Below are 19,719 nucleotides of genomic sequence, written 5' to 3' on the forward strand. Positions count from 1 at the left end.
TGATCAGCTCCCGATGACGGTCTTGACGGACTCGCCGATGATCGCAAGACCCTCGTCGAGCTCGTCGTCGGTGGTCGTGAGCGGCGCCAGGAGCTTGAGGACCTCGTCGTTCGGACCGGCGGTCTCCAGCAGCAGGCGGTGCTCGAAGGCCTTGGCCGCCACCTTCTCGGCGAGACCCTCCCCCTCGAACTGGATGCCCCGCGCCATCCCACGGCCCTTGGTGAACATCTCGGTGCCCTGGTTGTCACCGATGATCTTGTTGAAGGCCTCCTCGACCTTCTCGCCCTTGCGCAGCGTCTCCTTCTCCAGCGTGTCGTCGGTCCACCAGTTGCGCAGCGTGTGCGTGGCGGTGACGAACGCGGGGTTGTTGCCGCGGAAGGTGCCGTTGTGCTCGCCGGGGCCCCACTGGTCGTACTCGGGCTTGATCAGCACGAGCGCCATCGGCAGGCCGTAGCCGGAGATGGACTTCGAGATGGTGACGATGTCGGGCTCGATGCCCGCGATCTCGAAGGAGAAGAACGGGCCGGTCCGGCCGCAGCCCATCTGCACGTCGTCGACGATCATCAGGATGCCCTTGCGGGTGCACAGGTCGCGCAGACCCTGCAGCCACTCGATGCGGGCCGGGTTGAGCCCGCCCTCGCCCTGCACGGTCTCGACGATGACCGCGGCCGGCTCGTTGAGGCTGGACCCGGTGTCGTCGAGGACCTTCTCGAACCACAGGAAGTCGGGCATCTTGCCGTCGAAGTAGTTGTCGAACGGCATCGGCGTCGAGTGGACCAGCGGGATGCCCGCGCCACCGCGCTTCATCGAGTTGCCGGTCACCGACAGCGCGCCCAGCGTCATGCCGTGGAAGGCGTTGGTGAAGTTGATCAGCGCCTCCCGACCGCTGATCTTGCGCGCGAGCTTCAGCGCGGACTCGACGGCGTTGGCGCCGGTCGGGCCGGGGAACTGCACCTTGTACTGCAGGTCCCGCGGCTTGAGGATGACGTCCTCGAAGGTCTGGAGGAACTCACCCTTGGCCGAGGTGTACATGTCCAGCCCGTGGGTGATGCCGTCACGGGTCAGGTACTCGATCAGCGGCTTCTTGAGCACCTCGGGGTTGTGCCCGTAGTTCAGGGCACCCGCGCCACCGAAGAAGTCCAGGTAGGAGTGGCCGTCGACGTCGGTCAGACGGCTTCCCTTCGCCGTGTCGAAGACGACGGGCCAGTTGCGGCAGTAGCTCCGGACCTGGGACTCGAGATCCTCGAAAACGGTCATGTGTTCCCACCCTTGTCTGCTGCGATCGGGCCGATGAGATACAGGTTCTCCGGCTCGTGCTCGTCACCGAGCAGGTCGGGACCGAAGAGGTCCTCCCGCTCGATCGTCATGTCGTGGCGCTCCGCGAACTTCGTGAAGAGGCGGATCGAGGAGGCGTTGTCCGGCGTGATGGTGGTCTCCATCCGCTCGGCGCCCGCCTGGTCCCACACGGCGTCCAGCAGCCGGCCGGCCAGACCGGCCCCGCGTGCCACCGGGTCGACGCACACCTGCCAGATGAGCAGGGCGCCGTTCTCCGGACGCAGGTAGCCGGTCACGTAGCCGACCGCGCGGCCGTCGTCGCGCCGGGCGATGACCGAGGTGCGCGCGAAGTCGCGGCACCACAGAACGTAGGCGTAGCGGGAGTTCGCGTCCAGCGTCCGCGCCTCCACCGCCAGCCGCCACATGTCCACCCCGTCCGCCGGAACCGGGGAGCCGATCTCGTACGAATGGTCACCGTCGGCGTCGGCCGCCGGGGCGGGTGCGCCGGTCGCGGCGTCCCCGTCCGGAACCGTGGACGCCCGAGGAGGAGCCTGTTCGGGAGCGGTCATGACTGGCGAGATTAGTGCCGTCGGGCGCACGTCGCAGCCGCTGACGACGGGCGGCGGCCTCCGGGGCCGTGATCCACGTGACCGGCGCCACAGCCGGGCCCTGCGCGGCGGTACCCGGTGTCCGCCCTGGAAGACACCGTGATCACCGGCCGGTCCGGACGGCGCCCGGGACCCCCGTCCGGAGCGGCCGGGGGGCCCGACGTGGCGCTCGCCACGCTCCGCGACCACCCGGCCGCACGTTCGGCCAATCGTGCGGATGCACTTGCATCTGCACCGCTGCGGGGTGACGATGAATACTCCGTCGAATCGTGCCCGTAGGAGCTGTCGTGTCGGTGACACCCGCCAGTACGCGCCCCGTGGCCGTGGCGACCGCGCCGCAGGAGCCGACCGTCACGGTCACCTGTGCCGGCGACAACCGCAGCCACGTCGTCGCGCAGGCGGTCCTGTCCGACTCGCTCGCCGCCGGGACGGGCCACTGCACAGCGCTCTGCGGCCACGTGGTGCTGCCGGCGTCGCTGGCCTCCCCGCCCGGGGACGGGTGCCTGCTGTGTGCCGAGACCTCCGGGGCCGGGCGCCGTGCCCGCCGCCGCGGGCGGATCGGTTTCGGACGCTCGGCCCGCGCCGCCTCCTGAGCGCCGCCGCCGACCGCCGTCCACACAGCCGGTCCGTTCCCCCACCGCCGGCCGGGCCCCGACCCGCGCCGGTGGCTCCCCCGACCCGTCGGCTCAGCGCCCGCCGGACACGTCCAGCACGGCCCCGGTGACGTAGCTGGCCTCGTCCGACAGGAGCCAGGCGATCGCCGTCGCCACCTCGTCGGGGTGGCCGGCACGGCCCATCGGGATCGACGGCGCCATCCGCTCGATCCGCCCCGGCTCACCGGCCCGGGCGTGGAAGTCGGTGTCGAGCAGGCCCGGCCGTACGGCCGCCACCCGGATCCCGTCCGCGGCGACCTCCTTCGCGAGCCCGACGACGAGCGCCTCGACCCCGGCCTTCGCGGCCGCGTAGTCGTTCCACTCGTCGGGCGAGCCGAGCACCGCCGCGCGGGAGGTCACGTGCACGAGCACACCGCCCGCCCCGCCGTAGCGGGTGGACATGTGGTGCACCGCCTCGCGCGAGCACAGCAGGGCCGCACGCAGGTTGAGCGAGAGGACCTCGTCGATCCGGGCGTCGCTCATGTCCTCGAGACGCTGCCGTGAGGGGGCCCCGCCGGCGTTCGCGACCACACCGGTCAGCGGCGACGGCATGGCCGCCGCCGCGTCGAACAGGCGCTCGACGCCCTCGGTACGGGTGACGTCCGCGGCGACCGCGTCGGCGTGCACCCCGGCCGCCCGGCACTCGGCCACGACGGCCGCGGCGTCCTCGGGGGACGCCCGGTGCCCGACGAGGACGTCCTGGCCGCGAGCGGCCAGGAGCCGGGCGGTGGCCGCGCCGACCCCGCGGCTGGCCCCCGTCACGAGCACCGTCATACGTCGTCCGTCCTGCGGTGTCAGGCCCGGTGGGCCTCGGGGCCGGGCTCCGGACGGGCGGTGCCCTCCGGCGTCCCCGGCTGCCGGGCACCGGGGTCACGGACCTCGGTGTCCGCGCGGGTCGCGCCGCCGGGGCCGATCTCCCCGGGGCGCTCGTCGTCGTCGCGCAGGCCGCGCATCTCGCTCTTCAGGATCCGGCTGGACCGACCGACCGACCGCGCCATCTCCGGCAGCTTCTTCGCGCCGAACAGCAGGACCAGCACGACCAGCACGATCAACCAGTGGGTGGGGCTCATAGCTCCCATGACAGCCTCCTCGCTCGCCGACGGGATCAACGAACCATCCTCCGCCGGGGTTCCCTCTCGCAAGAACAGCCTCCCACGGCGCACGGAAACTGATCGCTCGGTCACTCACCGTTGATCCGGCGACGTCGAACGGGTTTGGATGACGGTGACACCGTGGGCGGCACCGGCGCTGCCCGGGCACGAAGGAGCTGATCCGTGCAGCCGACCGCACTCGCGGCCCCGCAGGAGCTCGACCCGGTCGACCTGACCCGCTACCCGGTGCACGAACCGGGCTCGTCCGGGTGGAAGGACGCGGTCCGCCGGGCCCGCGCCCAGCTCGCCGCCGACGGCTGCGCGGTGCTCCCCGGGTTCGTCCGGGCGTCGTGGCGGGACCGGCTGCGGACCGAGGGCGAGGCGGTCGCCCCGCTGGCACACTACGAGACCGCCGTGGTCAACGTCTACAACACCGACCCCGACCCCTCGCTGCCCGCCGACCACCCGGCGCGGGTGCCGATGGAGCGGGGCAACGCCTTCGTCGCCCGCGACCGGATCCCGGCCGCCGCGGTGGTCCACCGCCTGTATCCGCAGCCCGCCTTCCGCGCCTTCCTCGCCGCCTGCACCGGCGTACCCGAGCTGCACGAGCTGGCCGACCCGCTGGCCGGGCTGTGCCTGAACGTCGTCGGCGCCGGCCGGTCGCACCCCTGGCACTTCGACACCAACGAGATCGCGATCAGCCTGCTCACCCGCGCGCCGGAGGCCGGCGGGGTCTTCGAGTACTGCCCGGACATCCGCAGCACCTCCTCGGAGAACACCGCCGACGTCGCCGAGGTCCTGCACGGCAGGGGCGGCGACCGCGTCCGACAGCTGGTGCTGCGCCCCGGTGACCTGCAGCTGTTCCGCGGCCGGTACTCGCTGCACCGGGTGACCGAGGTGCGCGGCGACACCGCCCGGCACACGGCGATCTTCTCCTACAGCACCCGCCCCGGGGTGGTCGGCAGCGCGGTCCGCACCCGCCAGCTGTTCGGGAGAACACTGTCCGAACACGGGGGGTCGCGCGCCGTGCGCGTCGACGGGCTGCTGGACTGATGCCCGTGACCACCACGTTCGCGGCCGACGACGACCTGCCGAAGGTGCCGCTCCCGACCCTGTCCGCCTCGGTCGACCGCTTCCTCGAGTGGTGCGCCCCGCTGCTCACCCCCGACGAGTACGCGCGCACCGAGTCCGCCGCCCGCGAGCTGCTCGCCGAGGGCGGCCCCGCGTCGGTGCTCCAGGCCGACCTCGAGCGCTTCGACGCCGGCGCCCACAGCTGGCTGGACGCGTTCTGGCCGTCGCGCTACCTGGGCCGGCGCGACCGGATCGCGCTCAACGCGAACTTCTTCTTCCTGTTCGGGCCGGGCCCGACCTCCGACCCGTGCGAGCGGGCCGCGGAGCTCACCGTGGCCGCCCTCGGGCACAAGGCCGACCTCGACGCCGGGACGTTCCCGCCGCTGCTCAACCGCGACGTGGCGCAGTCGATGGACCAGAGCCGCCACATCTTCTCCACCACCCGCATCCCGGGCGACCCCCAGGACAGCGTCCGCACCCCCTACAGCGACGACTGGCCGGGCCCGTCCACCGAGCGGCACGTCGTGGTGCTGCACCGCGGCCGGATCCACCGCCTCGACGTGATCGGGCCGGACGGGGCGGCGCACACCGCCGAGGAGATCGCCGGCGCGCTGCGCGAGATCCGCGACGCCCACCCCGAGCGGGCCGCCACCGGCGACGCGGTCGGCGCGCTGACCACCCTGGCCCGCGCCGAGTGGGCCGCGGTGCGGGACCGGCTGACCGGGCTGGACCCGGCCAACGCCGAGGCCGTCGACCTCGTGGAGCGGGCGCTGCTCGCGATCTGTCTCGACGAGACCGACCCCGCCGACGAGGAGTCCGCCGCGCGGACCCTGCTGGCCGGGGACTCCGGTGACCGCTGGTTCGACAAGGCGCTGTCGATCGTGGTGCTCGCCGACGGCACCGCCGGGATCAACGTCGAGCACTGCGAGCTGGACGGCACGACCGTGCTCACCCTGGTCGACGCCATGTTCGCCGACCCGGTCGAGGTGCACGCCGAGCGGATCGGGACCCGCCCGCAGGGCGTCCCGCCGCACGGCGAGCTGCGGTTCGTCCTCGACGACGACCTGCGCGCCACCGTCACCCGCGCGCACGACGCGTTCGCGGCGTTCCTCGACGCCACCGCCACCGAGCTCGTCGCCTTCGACGACTTCGGCGCCCGCGACGCCAAGGCCCTGAAGTGCTCCCCGGACGCCTTCGTGCAGGCCTGCTACCAGGTCGCGCACCGGCGGGCCAAGGGCGTCACCGGGGCCACCTACGAGTCGATCGCGACCCGGCAGTTCCGGCGCGGCCGCACCGAGGCGATGCGGGTGATCACGCCGGAGATGGTGACCTTCGTCGACACCATGGGGGACCCGCTGGCCTCCGACGCCGACAAGGTCGACACCTTCCGGGCCGCCGCCGCGGCGCACGGCGCCCGCGCGAAGCAGTGCCAGCAGGGCGACGCGCCCGAGCAGCACCTGTGGGAGCTGGACTGGATCCGGCGCCGTCGCGGGGCGGAGCTGGGCGTCACCGAGCAGCTCGCGGTGTTCGACTCTCCCGGCTGGACGATCATGCGCGACGACTGGCTGTCGACCAGCTCCGCGCCGTCGGACAACATCCGGTACTTCGGGTTCGGCTCGACCAGCTCGCGCTGCATCGGGGTGGCCTACGTCCTGCTGCCCGACCGCTTCCACGTGCACCTGTCCACCCCGGCCGACCAGGCCGAGGGGATGCACGCCTTCGCCCGGGAGCTGCGGACGGCGGTGACCGAGCTGCGGAACCTGCTTGCCTGAGCGGGTTCACTGGTGGGATGGAGCGGGTCCTCGTCACCGGCAGTTCCGGCCACCTCGGTGAGGCGCTGGTCCGCACGCTGGCCGGCGACGGGGTGCCCGTCGTCGGCCTGGACCGGCGGCCCTCGCCGTGGACCGCGGTCGTCGCGTCGCTGACCGACCGCGACGCCCTGCGGTCGGCGCTGCGCGGGGTCACCCACGTGCTGCACACCGCGACGCTGCACAAGCCGCACGTCGGCTCGCACAGCAGGCAGGACTTCGTCGACACGAACGTGTCGGGCACCCTCGCGGTGCTGGAGGAGTCCGCCGCCGCGGGGGTGCGGGGCGTGGTGTTCACGTCCTCGACCAGCGCCTTCGGCCGCGCGCTGACCCCGGCGCCGGGCGGGCCCGCGACCTGGATCGACGAGACCGTGGTCCCGCGGGTGCGCAACGTCTACGGCGCCACCAAGACCGCCGCCGAGGACCTGTGCGAGCTGGCCGCGCTGGACCCGGGGCTGCCGGTGGTGGTGCTGCGGACCTCGCGGTTCTTCCCCGAGGCCGACGACCGCGACGAGGTCCGCGCCGTCCACGACGACACCACGCTCAAGCTGGTCGAGTTCTGCCACCGGCGGGTCGACGTCGCCGACGTCGTGTCCGCGCACCTGGCCGCGGCCCGGCGGGCACCCGGGCTCGGGTTCGCCCGCTACGTGGTCGGCGCACCGACGCCGTTCCGCCGGTCCGACCTCGCCGAGCTGGGCCGTGACCCGGCCGCGGTGCTGGAGCGGCGGGCCCCGGCCCTCGCCGCGCTGCTGGCCGAGCGCGGCCGGCCGGTCCCGCCGGTGGACCGGGTGTACTGCCCGGACCGGGCGGTCGCCGAGCTCGGCTGGACCCCGGTCTGGGACGTCGACGCCGTCGTCGCGCGGGTGCGTGACGGCGGGCCGCCGCGCAGCCCGCTGGCCGACGCCGTCGGGGCGAAGGGGTACCACGATTCCCCGACCGGGGTGTACACCCGGTGATTTCACCTCGCCGGACCGGGTGACTGTAGGTCGTAAGGGCTAACGCCGTGGGTACGACCGGCGGTAGAGGTGACACAGCACGTGTCGCCGACCGTGACGCCGTACCCCGGAGGTCCTGCCATGACCGGCCCGCAGCACCGACCCAGCCCCGGCCCGCGCGGTGCCGACGCCGACCGCGCACGGCCGTCGCCGCGACCGCGGCACGGGTTCGACGACCACGAGTTCCCCGAGGACTCCTACCAGGGCGGCTACCCGGACCTGCGGTCGTCGCGGCCGGTGGAGCGGGCCACGCCCACCGACCCGGAGGGCTTCGGCGAGCTGTACGGCGGGACCGGGCCGCAGCCGACCGTCGGGCGGGGCGGGTACGCCGCACCGATGCGCTACGAGGGCTACGGCGCCCCCGTGCCGGCGGGCGGGTCGCAGCCGGGCGGGGACGACCCCGACGACGGCGGGTACGGCGCGTACGGCCGGGCCGCGCACCGCCAGCCCGAGGAGCCGGTCACCCCGACCCGGGCCGCCTACGGCGAGTATGGCGACCCCGAGTCCCGTGGCGGGACCGCGATCGACGGCGGGCCGCCCTACCCGGTCACCGCCGAGGAGGACGACGCCGCGCCGACCGCCGTCGCGCCGACCGCCGCAGCCCCGACCGCCGCCGCCCCGGCCGCCGCCGCCCCGGCCGCCGCGTACGGCCGGGAGGAGCGCGCCGTCCACGGGGAGACCGGCGGCACCGCGGTCGCCGAGCGCACCGCCCTCGGGAGCGGGACCGGGACCGGGGCCGTTCCGGCGCCGCGGCCCCCGTCGGAGTCCGGCGGGCATCGACCGGCGACGGTGGCCGAGGCCGCCGCGGCCCGCTTCGGCGCGTCCGGCCGGACCGCCGCCCCGGCGCGGGACGAGCTCGCCGAGCGGACCGGGCCCCCGGCCCGGGCGACCGCACCGGCGGGACCGGGCGTCGAGGCGACCGGGCCGGTCACCACGGCGCACCGCCCGGCGGCCGCGGCGTCCGTACCGGCCCCGGTGACCGTGGCCAAGGATCCGACCGCGCTCACCGTGCTGCGGGTCATCACCTACGTGCTGGTGTCGCTGTCCTGCCTGGTGTTCCTGGCCTCGGCGGTCTACGGGCTCGTGATGTTCCTGGAGTTCCGCGAGGCCATGAGCACGTCACCGCTGTTCGGGGGCGGCACGCCGTTCGGGAGCTACTGACGACGCCGGGCGTGGCTCACGGCTCTGCGAGCCACGCCCAGGACAGCGGCGGGAGGTGGGCCCGCCCGCCCTCGGTGCGGACCGGCCCGTCGGAGGACAGCACCGTGTCCAGGCCGGTGACCAGGGCGGCGTCGACCGAGGCGGGCCGATCCGCGACGTTGACCAGCCCGACGAAGCGGCCGCCGCGCGGGTGCCGCCGCGTCCATCCGAGCACGGCGGGGTCGTCGAGCTCGGGGACCTCCACCGGCGCCGACGCGTGCAGCGCGGGCAGCTCGGCCCGCACCGCGGCGAACCCGGTCAGCGCGCCGAACACCCGGCCCTCCACCGTGTCCGGGTCGTAGCGGCGGGCGAACGCGGCCTCGTCCATCGGGGGCCGGTGCATCCAGCGGTTGTCCGCGGCGCGCTCGGGGTCGGCGCGGTAGCCGGTGTCGTTGGCCAGGGCGAGCTCGTCGCCCATGTAGAGCAGGGGGATGCCGCCCCAGCCGTAGACGACGGCGTGCGCGAGCAGCAGGCGTCGCACACCCGCGTCGAGGGCGGCGGGGTCGTGGCGGGTGCGGGCGTCGTCGATGCCGCAGAGCGCGGCGGCGCTGCCGGAGATGCGGGCGTCCCCGGTGTCGGGGTCCTCCTGGAACAGGGCGCCGCGGGCGAAGCTGCCCGGGAAGCGTCCGGCGAAGAAGTCGTTGAGGAACCGCCGGTGCGACGGGCCGTCCCAGCCGACGGCGGCGGCGTCGACGTCGGAGACGGCCCAGCCGATGTCGTCGTGGCAGCGGACGTAGGTCGCCCACGCCGTCGCCGACGGGGCGGGGGTCATCCGGCGCAGCGCGTGCGCGGCGAGGCGGGCGTCGCGGGTGGCCAGGCTCGACCACAGCATCACCATGAGCTGGTTGTGGTAGGCCAGCTCGCACTCGGGGCGGTAGCGGTCGTGCGCGCCGAGGTAGCCGACGAGGTCGTCGGGCGCGACGATCGCCTCCGCCTTGAAGACCACCGCCGGGGCCGCGATCCGGGTGAGCGCGTGCAGCGCCTGCAGCACGTCGTGGGCCTCGGGCTGGTTCTGGCAGTTCGTGCCGAGTCGCTTGCCGAGGAACGGCGCCGCGTCCATCCGCAGCACCTCGACCCCGCGCCCGGCCAGGGTGAACACGGTGCCGAGCATCGCGGCGAACACCTCGGGGCAGGTCCAGTCGAGGTCCCACTGGTAGTCCCAGAACGTCGTCCACACCCAGCCGCCGTCGCCGCCGTTCGCCCCGGGCACCCAGCTGAACGATCCGGGCGCGCGGTCGGGGAAGACGTCGGGGATCGTCGCCTCCCAGGCGTCGGGCATCTCCCGGTCCGGGTAGGCGGTGTAGAAGCCGGCGTAGCGCGGGTCGCCGGCGAGCCAGCCGCGCGCCCACGGGTGCTCGGCGGCGGTGTGGTTGAGGACGAGGTCCACGCACAGGCTCATCCCGCGCTCGCGCAGCGCCCCGGCGAGGGACTCCAGGTCGTCCATCGTGCCCAGCCGCGGGTCGACGGCGGTGTAGTCGGCGACGGCGTAACCTGGATCCACCGTCGATCTTGAGCCGCCAGGTTGTTGATCTTTTGGGACTGGTAGTGGTGCCGGGGCGCGGGTGAGCCGCCGGACTGTCCGGCTGTTCCACTGGTGTTCTCCGGTCGGCCCTGGTGGGGGGTGGTCAGGACGCTGCGGGGAGGGGGTCGTGCAGAGCGCGGCGGAACAGTTCGTCCAAGCCGGGTTCCCAGGGCCAGTCCCGGGGGAGGTGGACTACCTGTTGGTGCGCGGAGTGCGCGACCCGGGCGGGGGTGACGATGAGTCGTCGGCGCAGGCTCGCGGCGCGTTCACGGGCATGCCGGCCGCCGGCCAGGGCACCGGCGGCGCGGGTGAGGTTATGGGAGATCGCGGCGCAGACCAGCCAGGCGGCGTTCGCGGTGAACACCCCGGAGGGCAGGTGGGCGAGCGGGCCGTTCTTCAGTTCGGCGATGACCTGCTCGATGATGGCGTGGTCACGGTGGGTGGCCTCCGCCGCCAGCATCGGCTCGGGGGTGTCGGTGAACACCGCGTGGTAGCGGTAGACCGCGAACATCTCCGACTGCCCGGCCGTGACGGTGCGGGGGTTGAGACGCCGCACGCGGCGCACGATCAGCCGGGCGGTGACGTGGTCTGCCTTGCGGCGGCCGGTGAACGCGGTGAACGACACTTCGGCGACCTCGGCGTCGGAGATCCAGCGTTGCTCGTCCTGGTCGTAGATCGCGTTCGGGTAGCGGATCGCGGTCCACGCATCGTCGTCGATGCTGCTGATCGCCCTGGTCACGGTCTTGGTGAGTCGGGCGGTGACCGAGAACCGGGCTCCGGCGCGGCGGCAGGTGTTGATGATGTCGTGGCCGTAGTAGGCCGAGTCCGCGCGGACCAGCAGCATCGCGTGGCGGGCGCTGCCGGCACCGATCCGGCGTGCAGTGCCCAGCGCTTCGGCCAGCAGCCGGGGCGCGCCGCGGGCGGAGTTCGTCGCGCCGCGCCGCAGCCGGGTCGCCGCGATCACCGGCGCCGCGGCCGGGGCGGACAGCACCGCGAGCAGCGCGTTCAACCCTTTCACCCCGGTGTAGCCGCGTCCGGCGCCCTGCTTGGCGTACCCGTAGGTGCGGCGCACCGTGTCATCCAGATCGAGGTAGGCGACCTGATCGGCGCTCCTCAGCAGCGGGGTCGCCGCGGCGAGCCGAGCCAGCAGGCGCGCGGCGACGGCGTCGAGTTGGCGGACGTGACCGAAGGTGAACCGGCGCAGGAACGTCCCCAGCGTCGATGGAGCCCGCACCTGGTCGAACACCCGGCCCATGCCGCCGTGGCGCAGCATGTCCATGTCGGTGATCGAGTCCGCCCCGGCGACCATCCCGCCGATCAGCGCGGTGATCTTCGCGGCCGCGTTCGCGGCGCCCGTCCCGGTCAGGGTCAACGTCTCGGCCAGCAGGGACCGCAGCCCGCACCTGGCGGCCAGCGCCATGACCGGGACCAGCCCGACACACGACACGAGATTCGGATCATCGAAGCGCACGCTGATCGCGCGGCAGGCGTGGGATAGTCGCATCCAGCGGATGCCCTTCTCTGCAGGGATCGATGTTGCCGTGGTAAGCACATCTTCCCAGCTCAGAAGGGCATTCGTGTGTCACGACCCGCCCCTACCGGCGCATACCTGCGGTGGATCCAGGCGTAACCGCCGTCGTTCTCACCGTCGCGCGGCTTGAGCAGTGGCATCAGGTGCAGGTACCGCACGCCCAGGTCGGACAGGTGGTCCAGGCGGGTGCGGATGCCGCGCAGGGTGCCCGCGAAGCGGTCGGTGTAGGCGACGTAGCCGACGGTGCGGGGGTCCTGGAACCAGTCGCCGTCGACCTCGCGGCGACGGTCGAGCTCGCGCAGCGCCTGCGGGCGGGCGGCCGCGGCGGCCAGCGCGGCGCGCACCAGCCGGGCGGTCAGCCCGCCCGGGTCGGCGACGGCGCCGTAGAGCGCGTCCAGCGGCAGGTGCGCGTCGGCGTACCAGCGTTCGGTGCGGGCGAGGAACCCCGCCGCCTCGACCGCGCCGAGCGCGGCGACCGCCTCCCGGGACAGCTGCGGGAGCAGGTCGTGCAGGGCGGCCCGGGCCCGGCGGCGACGCTCGGAGTCGGGCCGGGCACGGACGGCGTCGCCCGCAGCGGTCGTGCTGATCACCGCGCCATCCTGCCGAACCGCGCGGCCGCTGTCAGGTGCGCGCCAGCACCTCCCGCAGCCGGGCGACGAAACCGGCCGGGTCCTCCAGCCATCCGACGTGCCCGCCGGGGAACGGCTCCGGGTCCCGGCCCAGCTCCGCGGCCAGCGCGCGGGAGGTCCGGTCGCAGATCTGCCCGGCCGAGGCGGACCCGATGCCGACGACGACCCGCCGCCCGCGCAGTCGCTGCGGGTCCGGACGCCACCGGACCGTCTCGCGCATCTCGTGCAGGAAGAAGTGCCGTTCGTCGGCGGCCTGCTGCGCGGTCGCGTCGCCGTCGGTCGCGGGGAGCCCGGCGTCGTCGGCCGCGCTCTGCGCGGCGTCGTCGGGTGCCGCGCCCGGCAGCCCGGCCGACGCCAGGAACAGCGCCCAGGCCGCGGCGGCGCCCTGCTCCCGGTAGGTGCCGATGATCTGCTCGGTCGCCGCGCGGTGCTCCGCCGCGTCGGGCAGCAGCTCCTCCAGCGGCGGTTCGTGCGCGACGACGACCCCCACCAGCTCGGGGCGCTCCTGTGCCAGCGCGAGCGACACCACCGCCCCGCCGCTGGAGCCGAACAGGGTGACCGGGGCGCCGCCGACGTGCTCGACCAGCGCGGCGAGGTCCGCCGCCCGCAGCGCGACGGTGGAGTCGGTGTCCGGGTCGTCGGCGGGGCTGCGGCCGGTGCCGCGCGGGTCGAACGTGACGACGGTGTGGTCGTCGGCCATCGCGTCGGCGAGCGGGCCGAAGCCCTCGGCACCCATCGGCGAGCCGACGAGCACGAGCAGCGGGCCGGTGCCGCGGACGTCGAAGGTGATGCGGGCGTCCGGGCGGTCGAGCAGATCCGTGGTCACGACGGTCATGGGTGCCTCCTCGCGGGTGGTGTCGTGGTGTCGACCGTCGGCGGGCACCGGACTCATCGCCGTACCGTGGGAAGCACTCCGACAGAACGGACGAAGCCCCCGTGAAGACCCGCGTCGCCCCCGTGCTGGGCGTGCTCCTCGTGCTGGCCCTGCTCGCCGGCGGTCTGGCCTGGTTCGCCGGAAGCCGCGGGTTCACCTCCGACGACCTGCGCGACCTGGTCGACCCGCCCCCTCCGGAGCAGTGCGACCAGCCGGACCCGACGACGTCGGGCTGCCTCACCCCGTCCGCGCTGCGCCTGCACGACGCCCTCGTCGGGCGGTTCGGCGAGCCGGGCCCGGGGGCGCCGGTGCGGGCGGTCACGTGCTGGTCGGAGCACGCGTGGAACCCGTCGAGCGACCACCCCGCGGGCCGGGCGTGCGACGCCTTCCCCGCCCGCTACGGCGAGTTCCCCGCCGGGCAGGACCTGGAGGACGGCTGGGCGGTCGCGAACTGGGCCCGCGACAACGCCTCCGAGCTGCGGGTCCGGTACGTGATCTGGCAGGGCCGGATCTGGTACCGCGGCACCGGGGACTCCGGGGAGGGCCGGGAGAACTGGGGGCGGCCGTACAACGGCGGCGGGGTCTACGACCCGGAGGACGCCACCGGCGGGCACTTCGACCACGTCCACGTCAGCGTCCGCCGGTGAGCACCCCGCTCACAGCACGTGCTGACCGTACATCTCCCCCAGCGGGTCGGCGATGAGCTCGATGCGGGCGCCGTCGGGGTCGCGGAAGTAGACCGAGACACCGGAGTGCACCTCGTGCTCCACCCCGGCCTCGGTGAGCCGCGCGACGAGCTCGTCCCACCGCTGCGGCTCGACGCTGATCGCCATGTGGTGCAGCCCGCCGAGGACCTCGGCGTAGGGGCCGACGTCGAGGCCCGGGAAGTCGAAGAACGCGAGCAGGTTCCCGTTGCCGATGTCGAAGAAGAAGTGCGAGGACCCCGGGTAGTCCCGGTTCTCGATCAGCTCGGTGAGCGGGAAGCCGAGGACGTCCTGGTAGAAGCGCACGGTCCGCTCGACGTCCGAGCTCACCAGGGCGGTGTGGTGCAGGCCGCGGGCGGTCGAGGCCGGCCGCTCCCCCGCGGGCTTCAGGTGGGCGGAGCGGATGCGGTCGCGGGCGGCGTCGAGGGCGGTGGTGTCGGTGGGGGTGCCGGTGTCGGTCATGGTGGTCAGCCCTTCAGCAGTGCGGTGAAGTCGGGGACGTCGTCGAACGCGTCGGTGCGGGTGGTGGCGGGCCGGGCCGCGACGGCGGACGCCAGCTCACCGGCGGCCCGCGCGACGCGGCCCTCCAGCGTGGTGCCCACCTCGGTCGCGCCCCAGTCCTCGGGCGCGGCGAACACCGCGGTCGGGACCGTCGCGGCCCGCAGGTACGCGAACAGCGGGCGCATCGCGTGCTCCAGGGCCAGCGAGTGCCGCGCCGTGCCGCCGGTCGCGGCGAGCAGCACCGGGGTGCCGGTGAGCGCGTCGCGGTCCAGGACGTCGACGAAGGTCTTGAACAGCCCGCTGTAGGACGCCGAGAAGATCGGCGTCACGGCGACGACGGCGTCCGCCGCGGCCACCGACTCCAGCACCGGCGCCAGCGCGGTGTTCGGGAAGCCGGCGACCAGGTGGTCGGCGAGGTCGCGGGCGTGCTCGCGCAGCTCCACGACCTGCACCTCGGCCCGCTCGCCCCGGTCGGCCAGCAGCCGGGTCGACGACGGCGTCGACAGCCCGGCGCTGAGCACGACGATCCTGCGGGCGGTCATCACGCGACCTCCTTCTCCTGCGTCCCGGTGCTGCCGGTGCCCGCGGCGTCGCGGGCGGCGACCAGCGAGGCGTGGGTCGGCGCGTCCGGCACACCGGGCGCGCGCAGCGCGGCGAACTCCGTGCGCAGCACCGGCACGACCTCCTCGCCCAGCAGGTCGAGCTGCTCCAGCACGGTCTTCAGCGGCAGGCCAGCGTGGTCGATGAGGAACAGCTGACGCTGGTAGTCGCCGACGTAGTCGCGGAAGCCGAGCGTCCGCTCGATGACCTGCTGCGGGCTGCCGACGGTCAGCGGGGTCTCGCGGGTGAAGTCCTCCAGGGAGGGCCCGTGCCCGTAGACCGGGGCGTTGTCGAAGTACGGCCGGAACTCGCGCACCGCGTCCTGGCTGTTGTGGCGCATGAACACCTGGCCACCGAGGCCGACGATCGCGCGCTCGGCCGGTCCGTGACCGTGGTGCTCCCAGCGCTTGCGGTAGAACTCGACCATCCGCTTGGTGTGCGACGCCGGCCAGAAGATGTGGTTGTGGAAGAAGCCGTCGCCGTAGTACGCGGCCTGCTCGGCGATCTCGGGGCTGCGGATCGAGCCGTGCCACACGAACGGTGCGACGCCGTCGAGCGGGCGCGGGGTCGAGGTGAAGCCCTGCAGCGGGGTACGGAAGTGCCCCTCCCAGTCGACGACCTCGGTGTCCCACAGCTTCCGCAGCAGCGCGTAGTTCTCGACCGCCAGGTTCAGGCCCTGGCGGATGTCCTGGCCGAACCACGGGTAGACCGGGCCGGTGTTGCCGCGGCCGAGTATGAGGTCGACGCGGCCCCCGGCCACGTGCTGCAGCATCGCGAAGTCCTCGGCGATCTTCACCGGGTCGTTCGTGGTGATCAGCGTGGTCGAGGTGGACAGCTGCAGGGTCTCGGTGACGCCCGCGAGGTAGCCGAGCGTGGTGGTCGGCGACGAGGAGAAGAACGGCGGGTTGTGGTGCTCGCCGATCGCGAAGACGTCGAGCCCGACCTGCTCCGCGTGCTTCGCGATGGTCAGGACGTCCTGGATCCGCTGGGCCTCGGTCGGCGTGCGGCCGGTCGTCGGGTCCGGCGTGATGTCGCTGACCGTGAAGACTCCGAACTGCACGGCTTCCTCCTCTGCTCGTCGACGGACCGTTGGTTGATCCGTCATCTACATCGTGCAGCAACATAGGTGATGCGTCAACTATTCCGGTAGGGTGGGCCCCGTGACACGGTGGCTGGACGAGCGCGAGCAGGCGGCCTGGCGAGGGCTGCTCCGGATGCAGGCGCGCCTGCAGGGCGAGCTGCACCGGCGGCTGCAGGCCGGGTCGGGGCTCTCGATCACCGACTTCGACGTGCTGGTGGCGCTGACCGACCGGCCCGACGAACGGTGCCGGGTGCTGGAGCTGGCGACATCGCTGGAGTGGGAGAAGAGCAGGCTCTCCCACCACCTGGCCCGGATGCAGAAGCGCGGCCTGGTCGCCCGCGAGGAGTGCGACGACGACGGCCGCGGCAACTACGTCGTGCTCACCGGGGCGGGCCGGGCGGCGATCGAGGCCGCGGCGCCGGGGCACGTGGACACCGTGCGGGAGCTGGTCTTCGACGCGCTGTCCGACGACGACGTGGCCGCGCTGACCCGGATCACCGCCGCGGTGCAGGCCCGGCTCGACGGCCGCGACCCCGCCTGACCGGCCCGCGGCACCGGCCCACGACACCGCCCGGTCGCGTTCCGCGGAACGCGACCCGGCCCCCCGCGACGTCCGCCCGGCGCGTTCCGCGGAACGCGCGACGGCCCGCACCGGGCGTCGCCGGTACGGGCCGTCGTGAGCGTGACCACGAATAGAACAGCAGGTCAGGGCACCAGGATGGCGCGGCCCCTGACCTTCCCGGCGTCGAGGTCGTCGAGCGCGGACTGGAAGTCGTCCAGGGCGTAGGTGCTGGTGTGCAGCGTGACCCGGCCGCGGGCGGCCAGCTCCATCAGGTCGCACAGGTCGTTGTAGGACCCGACCAGGTTGCCGACCACGTTCACCTCGGCCGAGATCAGGTCGATCGTCGGGACGTCGACGTTCTCGCCGTAGCCGACGACGTGGTAGTCCCCGGCCCGCCGCGTCATCGCCAGGCCCTGGGCGGTGGAGCCGCCCTCGCCGACGAAGTCGATGACGGCCTCGGCGCCGTTCCCGCCGGTGAGCGACAGGACCTCCTCGACCTGCCCGCCGTCGGCGACGATCCCGTCGTCGGCGCCGATCTCCAGCGCCAGCTTCACCGCGTCCGGGTTGCGGTCGAGCACGACCAGCCGGGCCGGGGTCAGCGCCTTCAACACCTGGATGCCGATGTGGCCGAGCCCGCCCGCCCCGATGACGACGCAGGTGTCGCGCGGGCCCAGCCGGCGTGAGGCCTTGGCCGCGGCGTGGTAGGCGGTGAGGCCGGCGTCGGCGAGGGCGGCGACGTCGGCGGGCTGCAGCGACGGGTCCAGCTTCACGACGCTGCGCGCCGAGGTGCGCAGGTACTCCGCGTAGCCGCCGTGGGTGTCGATGCCCGGGAACGCCGAGGCGGTGCAGTGCACGTCGTCGCCGGAGCGGCAGGCGCGGCACAGGCCGCAGGTGGCGAGCGGGTGCAGGATGACGCCGTCGCCCTCGCGGACGTGGGTCACGGCCGACCCCACGGACTCGACCCAGCCCGCGTTCTCGTGGCCGATCGTGTAGGGCAGCGCGACCTGCGACTTCTCCGCCCACTGCCCCTCGAGGACGTGCAGGTCGGTGCGGCACACCCCGGCCCCGCCGATCCGGACGACGACGTCGAACGGGTCGACGACCTCCGGCTTCGGGACCTCGGTCAGCTCCATCGGCCGGTGGTAGCCGACCACCTGTACTGCTCTCACGACACGGATCCCTTCACGGACTCGGGGTAGCGGGTCTTCAGGAGCCCGCGGCAGAAGTGGGCGTTGCCCTCGATGGAGATCCGCACCGAGCGGGCCATCCGCAGCTTCAGCGGGACCTGCTCGGCCGGGTACGGGACGCCGTCGTGGCCGACCAGGACCGGCCGGTCGCCGCCGGTGGGCAGGCCGATCGCCGCGCGGCGGCGCAGCAGGGCGTCGGTGGCCGGGCCCGCGGGCAGGTCGGCCAGCGTGACGCCGTGCAGCGACTCGGGCGTCCGGTCCGGGTCGACCCGCAGCAGCCCGGTGAGCGAGCGCTCCATCGCGGCGGTGTGCGCCTTGCGCCGGAAGGTCTCGCGCAGCTCGTCGAGGTCGGACTCGGCCTCGTGCCGGAAGGTGCCCTTGTAGCCGGCGTCGGCGGCCAGCCCGGCGTTGATGAGGTCGGAGTCGTGGTGGTCGTCGAGCTCGACCACGACCTCACCGGTCCAGTCCAGCGCGGTGAGCACGTCCTTCGCGTCCGAGCACATCAGGTACGCGAAGTTCGGCGCGCAGAACGCGGTGGGCAGGCGCAGGTGCACGGTGACCCGGTCGCCGTCGACGTCGAGGGAGCGGACGAACTCCAGGTCGGTGATCGGCTCGTCCAGCTCGGGGTCGACGACGGCGTCGAGCGCCCGGAACGCCTGGTCCGCACGCGAGGTGCGGGCGAGGGCGGGGGCGCTCACGACGCCACCGGGACCTCGGTCGGGGTCTCGTCGCGCAGCCGCAGCTCGGCGGGGACCTCGATGTCGTACATCGCCGCGGCGTTGAGACCCAGGATCTTCTTCTTCTGGGCGGTGGTCAGCGGCGCGTACTCGGACAGCTCGTCCGGGATCTCGAAGTCCACGAAGCGCTCGACCAGCCAGCGCGGGGTCCAGATCGCGTAGTCGCTGGAGAACTGGATGCGGTCCTCGCCCAGCCAGTACAGGAGCTCACCGATGATCTGGCCGAAGTACTTGGGCCGGGTGTGGATGAACGGCATCGCGACGGCCAGGCCGGCGTGCACGTTCGGCTCCTGGGTGGCGATCCAGCAGAAGTCCTCGAGGCGCGGCAGGCCGCAGTGCTCGATGACGAAGTTCAGGTCGGTGAAGTCGGTGGCGGCCTTGTCCACGTCGGCGACGTCGAACGCGTCGCGGTCCAGCGGGCGGATGGTGGGGCCCTTGTGGATGTGGATGTTGCGGATGCCCAGCTCCTGGGCCGCCTCGAAGTACTTGTAGGACCAGTAGTCGTCGAGCTTCCAGCCGCGGGACTCGCCGTGCCACTCCGCGGTGTAGAGCTTCGCGCCCTTCAGGCCGAAGCGCTTCGCGTCCTCGCGCAGCTGCCGCAGGCCCTGCTCGCCGTTGCGCGGGTCCCAGTTGTGGTTGTAGGTCAGCTTGTCCGGGTGGGCCTGCGCGAGGGCGAACGCCTCCTCGGTCCGGCCGAACCCGGCGGTGTAGAACTCGCCGAGGTGGGCGGGCTGGAAGACGGCGTGGTCGACGTGGCCGTCGGTGAACAGGTCCTTCATCAGCCGCTCGCCGCCCTGGTAGAGGTAGTCCTCGTAGGGCCAGACCTCGGACTCGGGGCTCAGGTTGCGGTGGTAGTCGTAGAAGCAGTCGATGAACTGCTTGCCGTGGATGTTGCGCTGGTTCTCCGGGCGTGCGTCCCAGAGCGCCACGTGGGCGTCCACGATGAAGTAGGACTCACCGTTCTTCGAGTACATCGTCGTCCCTCTCAGGTCGCGGCGAGGTGGTGGGCACCCCGCGACTGCGCGGGCCGGTGGGGATCCCGCGTCCGTCGGCGACGGTAGGAACGGCGGCGCCCCGGCGGTCGTGATCA

The 19,719-nt window shown here is 73.5% G+C and carries 21 protein-coding genes; 7 read left to right on the forward strand and 14 right to left on the reverse strand.

All coding sequences use genetic code 11. The features are described from left to right. Positions 1-3: 3 nt before the first annotated feature. Both ectB and ectA read right to left on the reverse strand, forming a co-directional pair. Positions 4-1,257, reverse strand: coding sequence for a diaminobutyrate--2-oxoglutarate transaminase (gene ectB / locus KPL60_RS29050; protein ID WP_226367777.1), 1,254 nt, complete (start codon positions 1,255-1,257; stop codon positions 4-6). Then, a complete protein-coding gene (gene ectA / locus KPL60_RS29055) occupies positions 1,254-1,844 on the reverse strand; it encodes a diaminobutyrate acetyltransferase (RefSeq protein WP_226367778.1) in 591 nt (196 codons plus the stop codon). The genes ectB and ectA overlap by 4 nt, the downstream gene beginning before the upstream one ends. Positions 1,845-2,170: 326 nt before the next feature. Between ectA and KPL60_RS29060 the strand changes: the two genes are divergently transcribed. Continuing rightward, entirely contained in the window at positions 2,171-2,476 is a 306-nt protein-coding gene (locus KPL60_RS29060; protein ID WP_226367779.1) for a hypothetical protein, read from the forward strand. A gap of 93 nt (positions 2,477-2,569) precedes the next feature. On the opposite strand, the gene KPL60_RS29065 is transcribed toward KPL60_RS29060, so the two are convergent. Continuing rightward, on the reverse strand, positions 2,570-3,310 hold the full coding sequence (locus KPL60_RS29065) for an SDR family oxidoreductase (protein ID WP_226367780.1): 741 nt from the start codon (positions 3,308-3,310) through the stop codon (positions 2,570-2,572). A 20-nt stretch (positions 3,311-3,330) separates the two neighbouring features. Beyond that, positions 3,331-3,606, reverse strand: coding sequence for a Sec-independent protein translocase subunit TatA (gene tatA, locus KPL60_RS29070; protein WP_255656654.1), 276 nt, complete (start codon positions 3,604-3,606; stop codon positions 3,331-3,333). A gap of 204 nt (positions 3,607-3,810) precedes the next feature. On the opposite strand from tatA, the gene KPL60_RS29075 reads away from it, so the two are divergent. From KPL60_RS29075 to KPL60_RS29090, 4 genes are all read left to right on the forward strand, one after another. Next, on the forward strand, positions 3,811-4,680 hold the full coding sequence (locus tag KPL60_RS29075; RefSeq protein ID WP_226367782.1) for a pre-mRNA-splicing factor SPF27 family protein: 870 nt from the start codon (positions 3,811-3,813) through the stop codon (positions 4,678-4,680). Positions 4,681-4,685: 5 nt separating this feature from the next. Continuing rightward, positions 4,686-6,470, forward strand: a complete 1,785-nt coding sequence (locus KPL60_RS29080; protein ID WP_374228774.1) for a choline/carnitine O-acyltransferase — start codon at positions 4,686-4,688, stop codon at positions 6,468-6,470. A gap of 17 nt (positions 6,471-6,487) precedes the next feature. Beyond that, on the forward strand, positions 6,488-7,462 hold the full coding sequence (locus tag KPL60_RS29085) for an NAD(P)-dependent oxidoreductase (RefSeq protein WP_226367784.1): 975 nt from the start codon (positions 6,488-6,490) through the stop codon (positions 7,460-7,462). A 120-nt stretch (positions 7,463-7,582) separates the two neighbouring features. Continuing rightward, complete coding sequence (locus tag KPL60_RS29090; RefSeq protein ID WP_226367785.1) at positions 7,583-8,662, forward strand: hypothetical protein; 1,080 nt, start codon at positions 7,583-7,585, stop codon at positions 8,660-8,662. Positions 8,663-8,678: 16 nt separating this feature from the next. On the opposite strand, the gene KPL60_RS29095 is transcribed toward KPL60_RS29090, so the two are convergent. The 4 genes from KPL60_RS29095 to KPL60_RS29110 form a co-directional block, all read right to left on the reverse strand. After that, a complete protein-coding gene (locus KPL60_RS29095; RefSeq protein ID WP_226367786.1) occupies positions 8,679-10,202 on the reverse strand; it encodes an alpha-amylase family glycosyl hydrolase in 1,524 nt (507 codons plus the stop codon). Positions 10,203-10,326: 124 nt separating this feature from the next. Next, the gene (locus tag KPL60_RS29100) at positions 10,327-11,727 is read right to left on the reverse strand and encodes an IS1380 family transposase (RefSeq protein ID WP_226365313.1); all 1,401 of its coding nucleotides are present in this window, start codon (positions 11,725-11,727) and stop codon (positions 10,327-10,329) included. 59 nt (positions 11,728-11,786) lie between these two features. After that, positions 11,787-12,344: a hypothetical protein gene (locus tag KPL60_RS29105; RefSeq protein ID WP_226367787.1), complete on the reverse strand. Its 558-nt coding sequence runs from the start codon at positions 12,342-12,344 to the stop codon at positions 11,787-11,789. 31 nt (positions 12,345-12,375) lie between these two features. Beyond that, positions 12,376-13,275: an alpha/beta fold hydrolase gene (locus tag KPL60_RS29110; RefSeq protein ID WP_226367788.1), complete on the reverse strand. Its 900-nt coding sequence runs from the start codon at positions 13,273-13,275 to the stop codon at positions 12,376-12,378. Between the two features lie 44 nt (positions 13,276-13,319). Between KPL60_RS29110 and KPL60_RS29115 the strand changes: the two genes are divergently transcribed. Further along, positions 13,320-13,904 (forward strand): hypothetical protein, encoded by a 585-nt coding sequence (locus KPL60_RS29115; RefSeq protein WP_226367789.1) that lies wholly within the window; start codon positions 13,320-13,322, stop codon positions 13,902-13,904. 9 nt (positions 13,905-13,913) lie between these two features. On the opposite strand, the gene KPL60_RS29120 is transcribed toward KPL60_RS29115, so the two are convergent. From KPL60_RS29120 to KPL60_RS29130, 3 genes are read right to left on the reverse strand one after another with little or no spacing between them, the layout of a single operon-like run. Then, entirely contained in the window at positions 13,914-14,423 is a 510-nt protein-coding gene (locus KPL60_RS29120; protein ID WP_226354073.1) for a VOC family protein, read from the reverse strand. A gap of 5 nt (positions 14,424-14,428) precedes the next feature. Next, on the reverse strand, positions 14,429-15,004 hold the full coding sequence (locus tag KPL60_RS29125; protein WP_226367790.1) for a CE1759 family FMN reductase: 576 nt from the start codon (positions 15,002-15,004) through the stop codon (positions 14,429-14,431). Continuing rightward, positions 15,004-16,122 (reverse strand): LLM class flavin-dependent oxidoreductase, encoded by a 1,119-nt coding sequence (locus KPL60_RS29130; protein ID WP_226367791.1) that lies wholly within the window; start codon positions 16,120-16,122, stop codon positions 15,004-15,006. The genes KPL60_RS29125 and KPL60_RS29130 overlap by 1 nt, the downstream gene beginning before the upstream one ends. A 100-nt stretch (positions 16,123-16,222) precedes the next feature. On the opposite strand from KPL60_RS29130, the gene KPL60_RS29135 reads away from it, so the two are divergent. Further along, complete coding sequence (locus tag KPL60_RS29135) at positions 16,223-16,684, forward strand: MarR family winged helix-turn-helix transcriptional regulator (RefSeq protein ID WP_226354076.1); 462 nt, start codon at positions 16,223-16,225, stop codon at positions 16,682-16,684. Between the two features lie 164 nt (positions 16,685-16,848). Here KPL60_RS29135 and KPL60_RS29140 read toward each other — a convergent pair whose 3' ends face one another. Genes KPL60_RS29140 through KPL60_RS29150 form a run of 3 tightly spaced genes read right to left on the reverse strand, consistent with a single transcriptional unit; the run spans position 16,849 to position 19,603 of the window. After that, positions 16,849-17,874, reverse strand: coding sequence for an NAD(P)-dependent alcohol dehydrogenase (locus KPL60_RS29140; RefSeq protein WP_226367792.1), 1,026 nt, complete (start codon positions 17,872-17,874; stop codon positions 16,849-16,851). After that, a complete protein-coding gene (locus tag KPL60_RS29145) occupies positions 17,871-18,590 on the reverse strand; it encodes an iron-sulfur cluster assembly protein (protein ID WP_226354078.1) in 720 nt (239 codons plus the stop codon). Before KPL60_RS29145 ends, KPL60_RS29140 begins: the two co-directional genes overlap by 4 nt. Then, positions 18,587-19,603 (reverse strand): amidohydrolase family protein, encoded by a 1,017-nt coding sequence (locus tag KPL60_RS29150; RefSeq protein WP_226354079.1) that lies wholly within the window; start codon positions 19,601-19,603, stop codon positions 18,587-18,589. Before KPL60_RS29150 ends, KPL60_RS29145 begins: the two co-directional genes overlap by 4 nt. Positions 19,604-19,719: the final 116 nt, after the last annotated feature.

Source organism: Pseudonocardia sp. ICBG162, from assembly GCF_020496225.1.
Classification (GTDB): Bacteria; Actinomycetota; Actinomycetes; order Mycobacteriales; family Pseudonocardiaceae; genus Pseudonocardia; species Pseudonocardia alni.

Excerpts from the sequence above, each read along its gene's own strand:
- ectB (WP_226367777.1), bottom strand. The coding sequence starts at position 1,257 with ATGACCGTTTTCGAGGATCTCGAGTCCCAGGTCCGGAGCTACTGCCGC.
- ectA (WP_226367778.1), bottom strand. The coding sequence starts at position 1,844 with ATGACCGCTCCCGAACAGGCTCCTCCTCGGGCGTCCACGGTTCCGGAC.
- KPL60_RS29065 (WP_226367780.1), bottom strand. The coding sequence starts at position 3,310 with ATGACGGTGCTCGTGACGGGGGCCAGCCGCGGGGTCGGCGCGGCCACC.
- tatA (WP_255656654.1), bottom strand. The coding sequence starts at position 3,606 with ATGAGCCCCACCCACTGGTTGATCGTGCTGGTCGTGCTGGTCCTGCTG.
- KPL60_RS29085 (WP_226367784.1), top strand. The coding sequence starts at position 6,488 with ATGGAGCGGGTCCTCGTCACCGGCAGTTCCGGCCACCTCGGTGAGGCG.
- KPL60_RS29090 (WP_226367785.1), top strand. The coding sequence starts at position 7,583 with ATGACCGGCCCGCAGCACCGACCCAGCCCCGGCCCGCGCGGTGCCGAC.
- KPL60_RS29100 (WP_226365313.1), bottom strand. The coding sequence starts at position 11,727 with ATGCGACTATCCCACGCCTGCCGCGCGATCAGCGTGCGCTTCGATGAT.
- KPL60_RS29110 (WP_226367788.1), bottom strand. The coding sequence starts at position 13,275 with ATGAGTCCGGTGCCCGCCGACGGTCGACACCACGACACCACCCGCGAG.
- KPL60_RS29120 (WP_226354073.1), bottom strand. The coding sequence starts at position 14,423 with ATGACCGACACCGGCACCCCCACCGACACCACCGCCCTCGACGCCGCC.
- KPL60_RS29125 (WP_226367790.1), bottom strand. The coding sequence starts at position 15,004 with ATGACCGCCCGCAGGATCGTCGTGCTCAGCGCCGGGCTGTCGACGCCG.
- KPL60_RS29150 (WP_226354079.1), bottom strand. The coding sequence starts at position 19,603 with ATGTACTCGAAGAACGGTGAGTCCTACTTCATCGTGGACGCCCACGTG.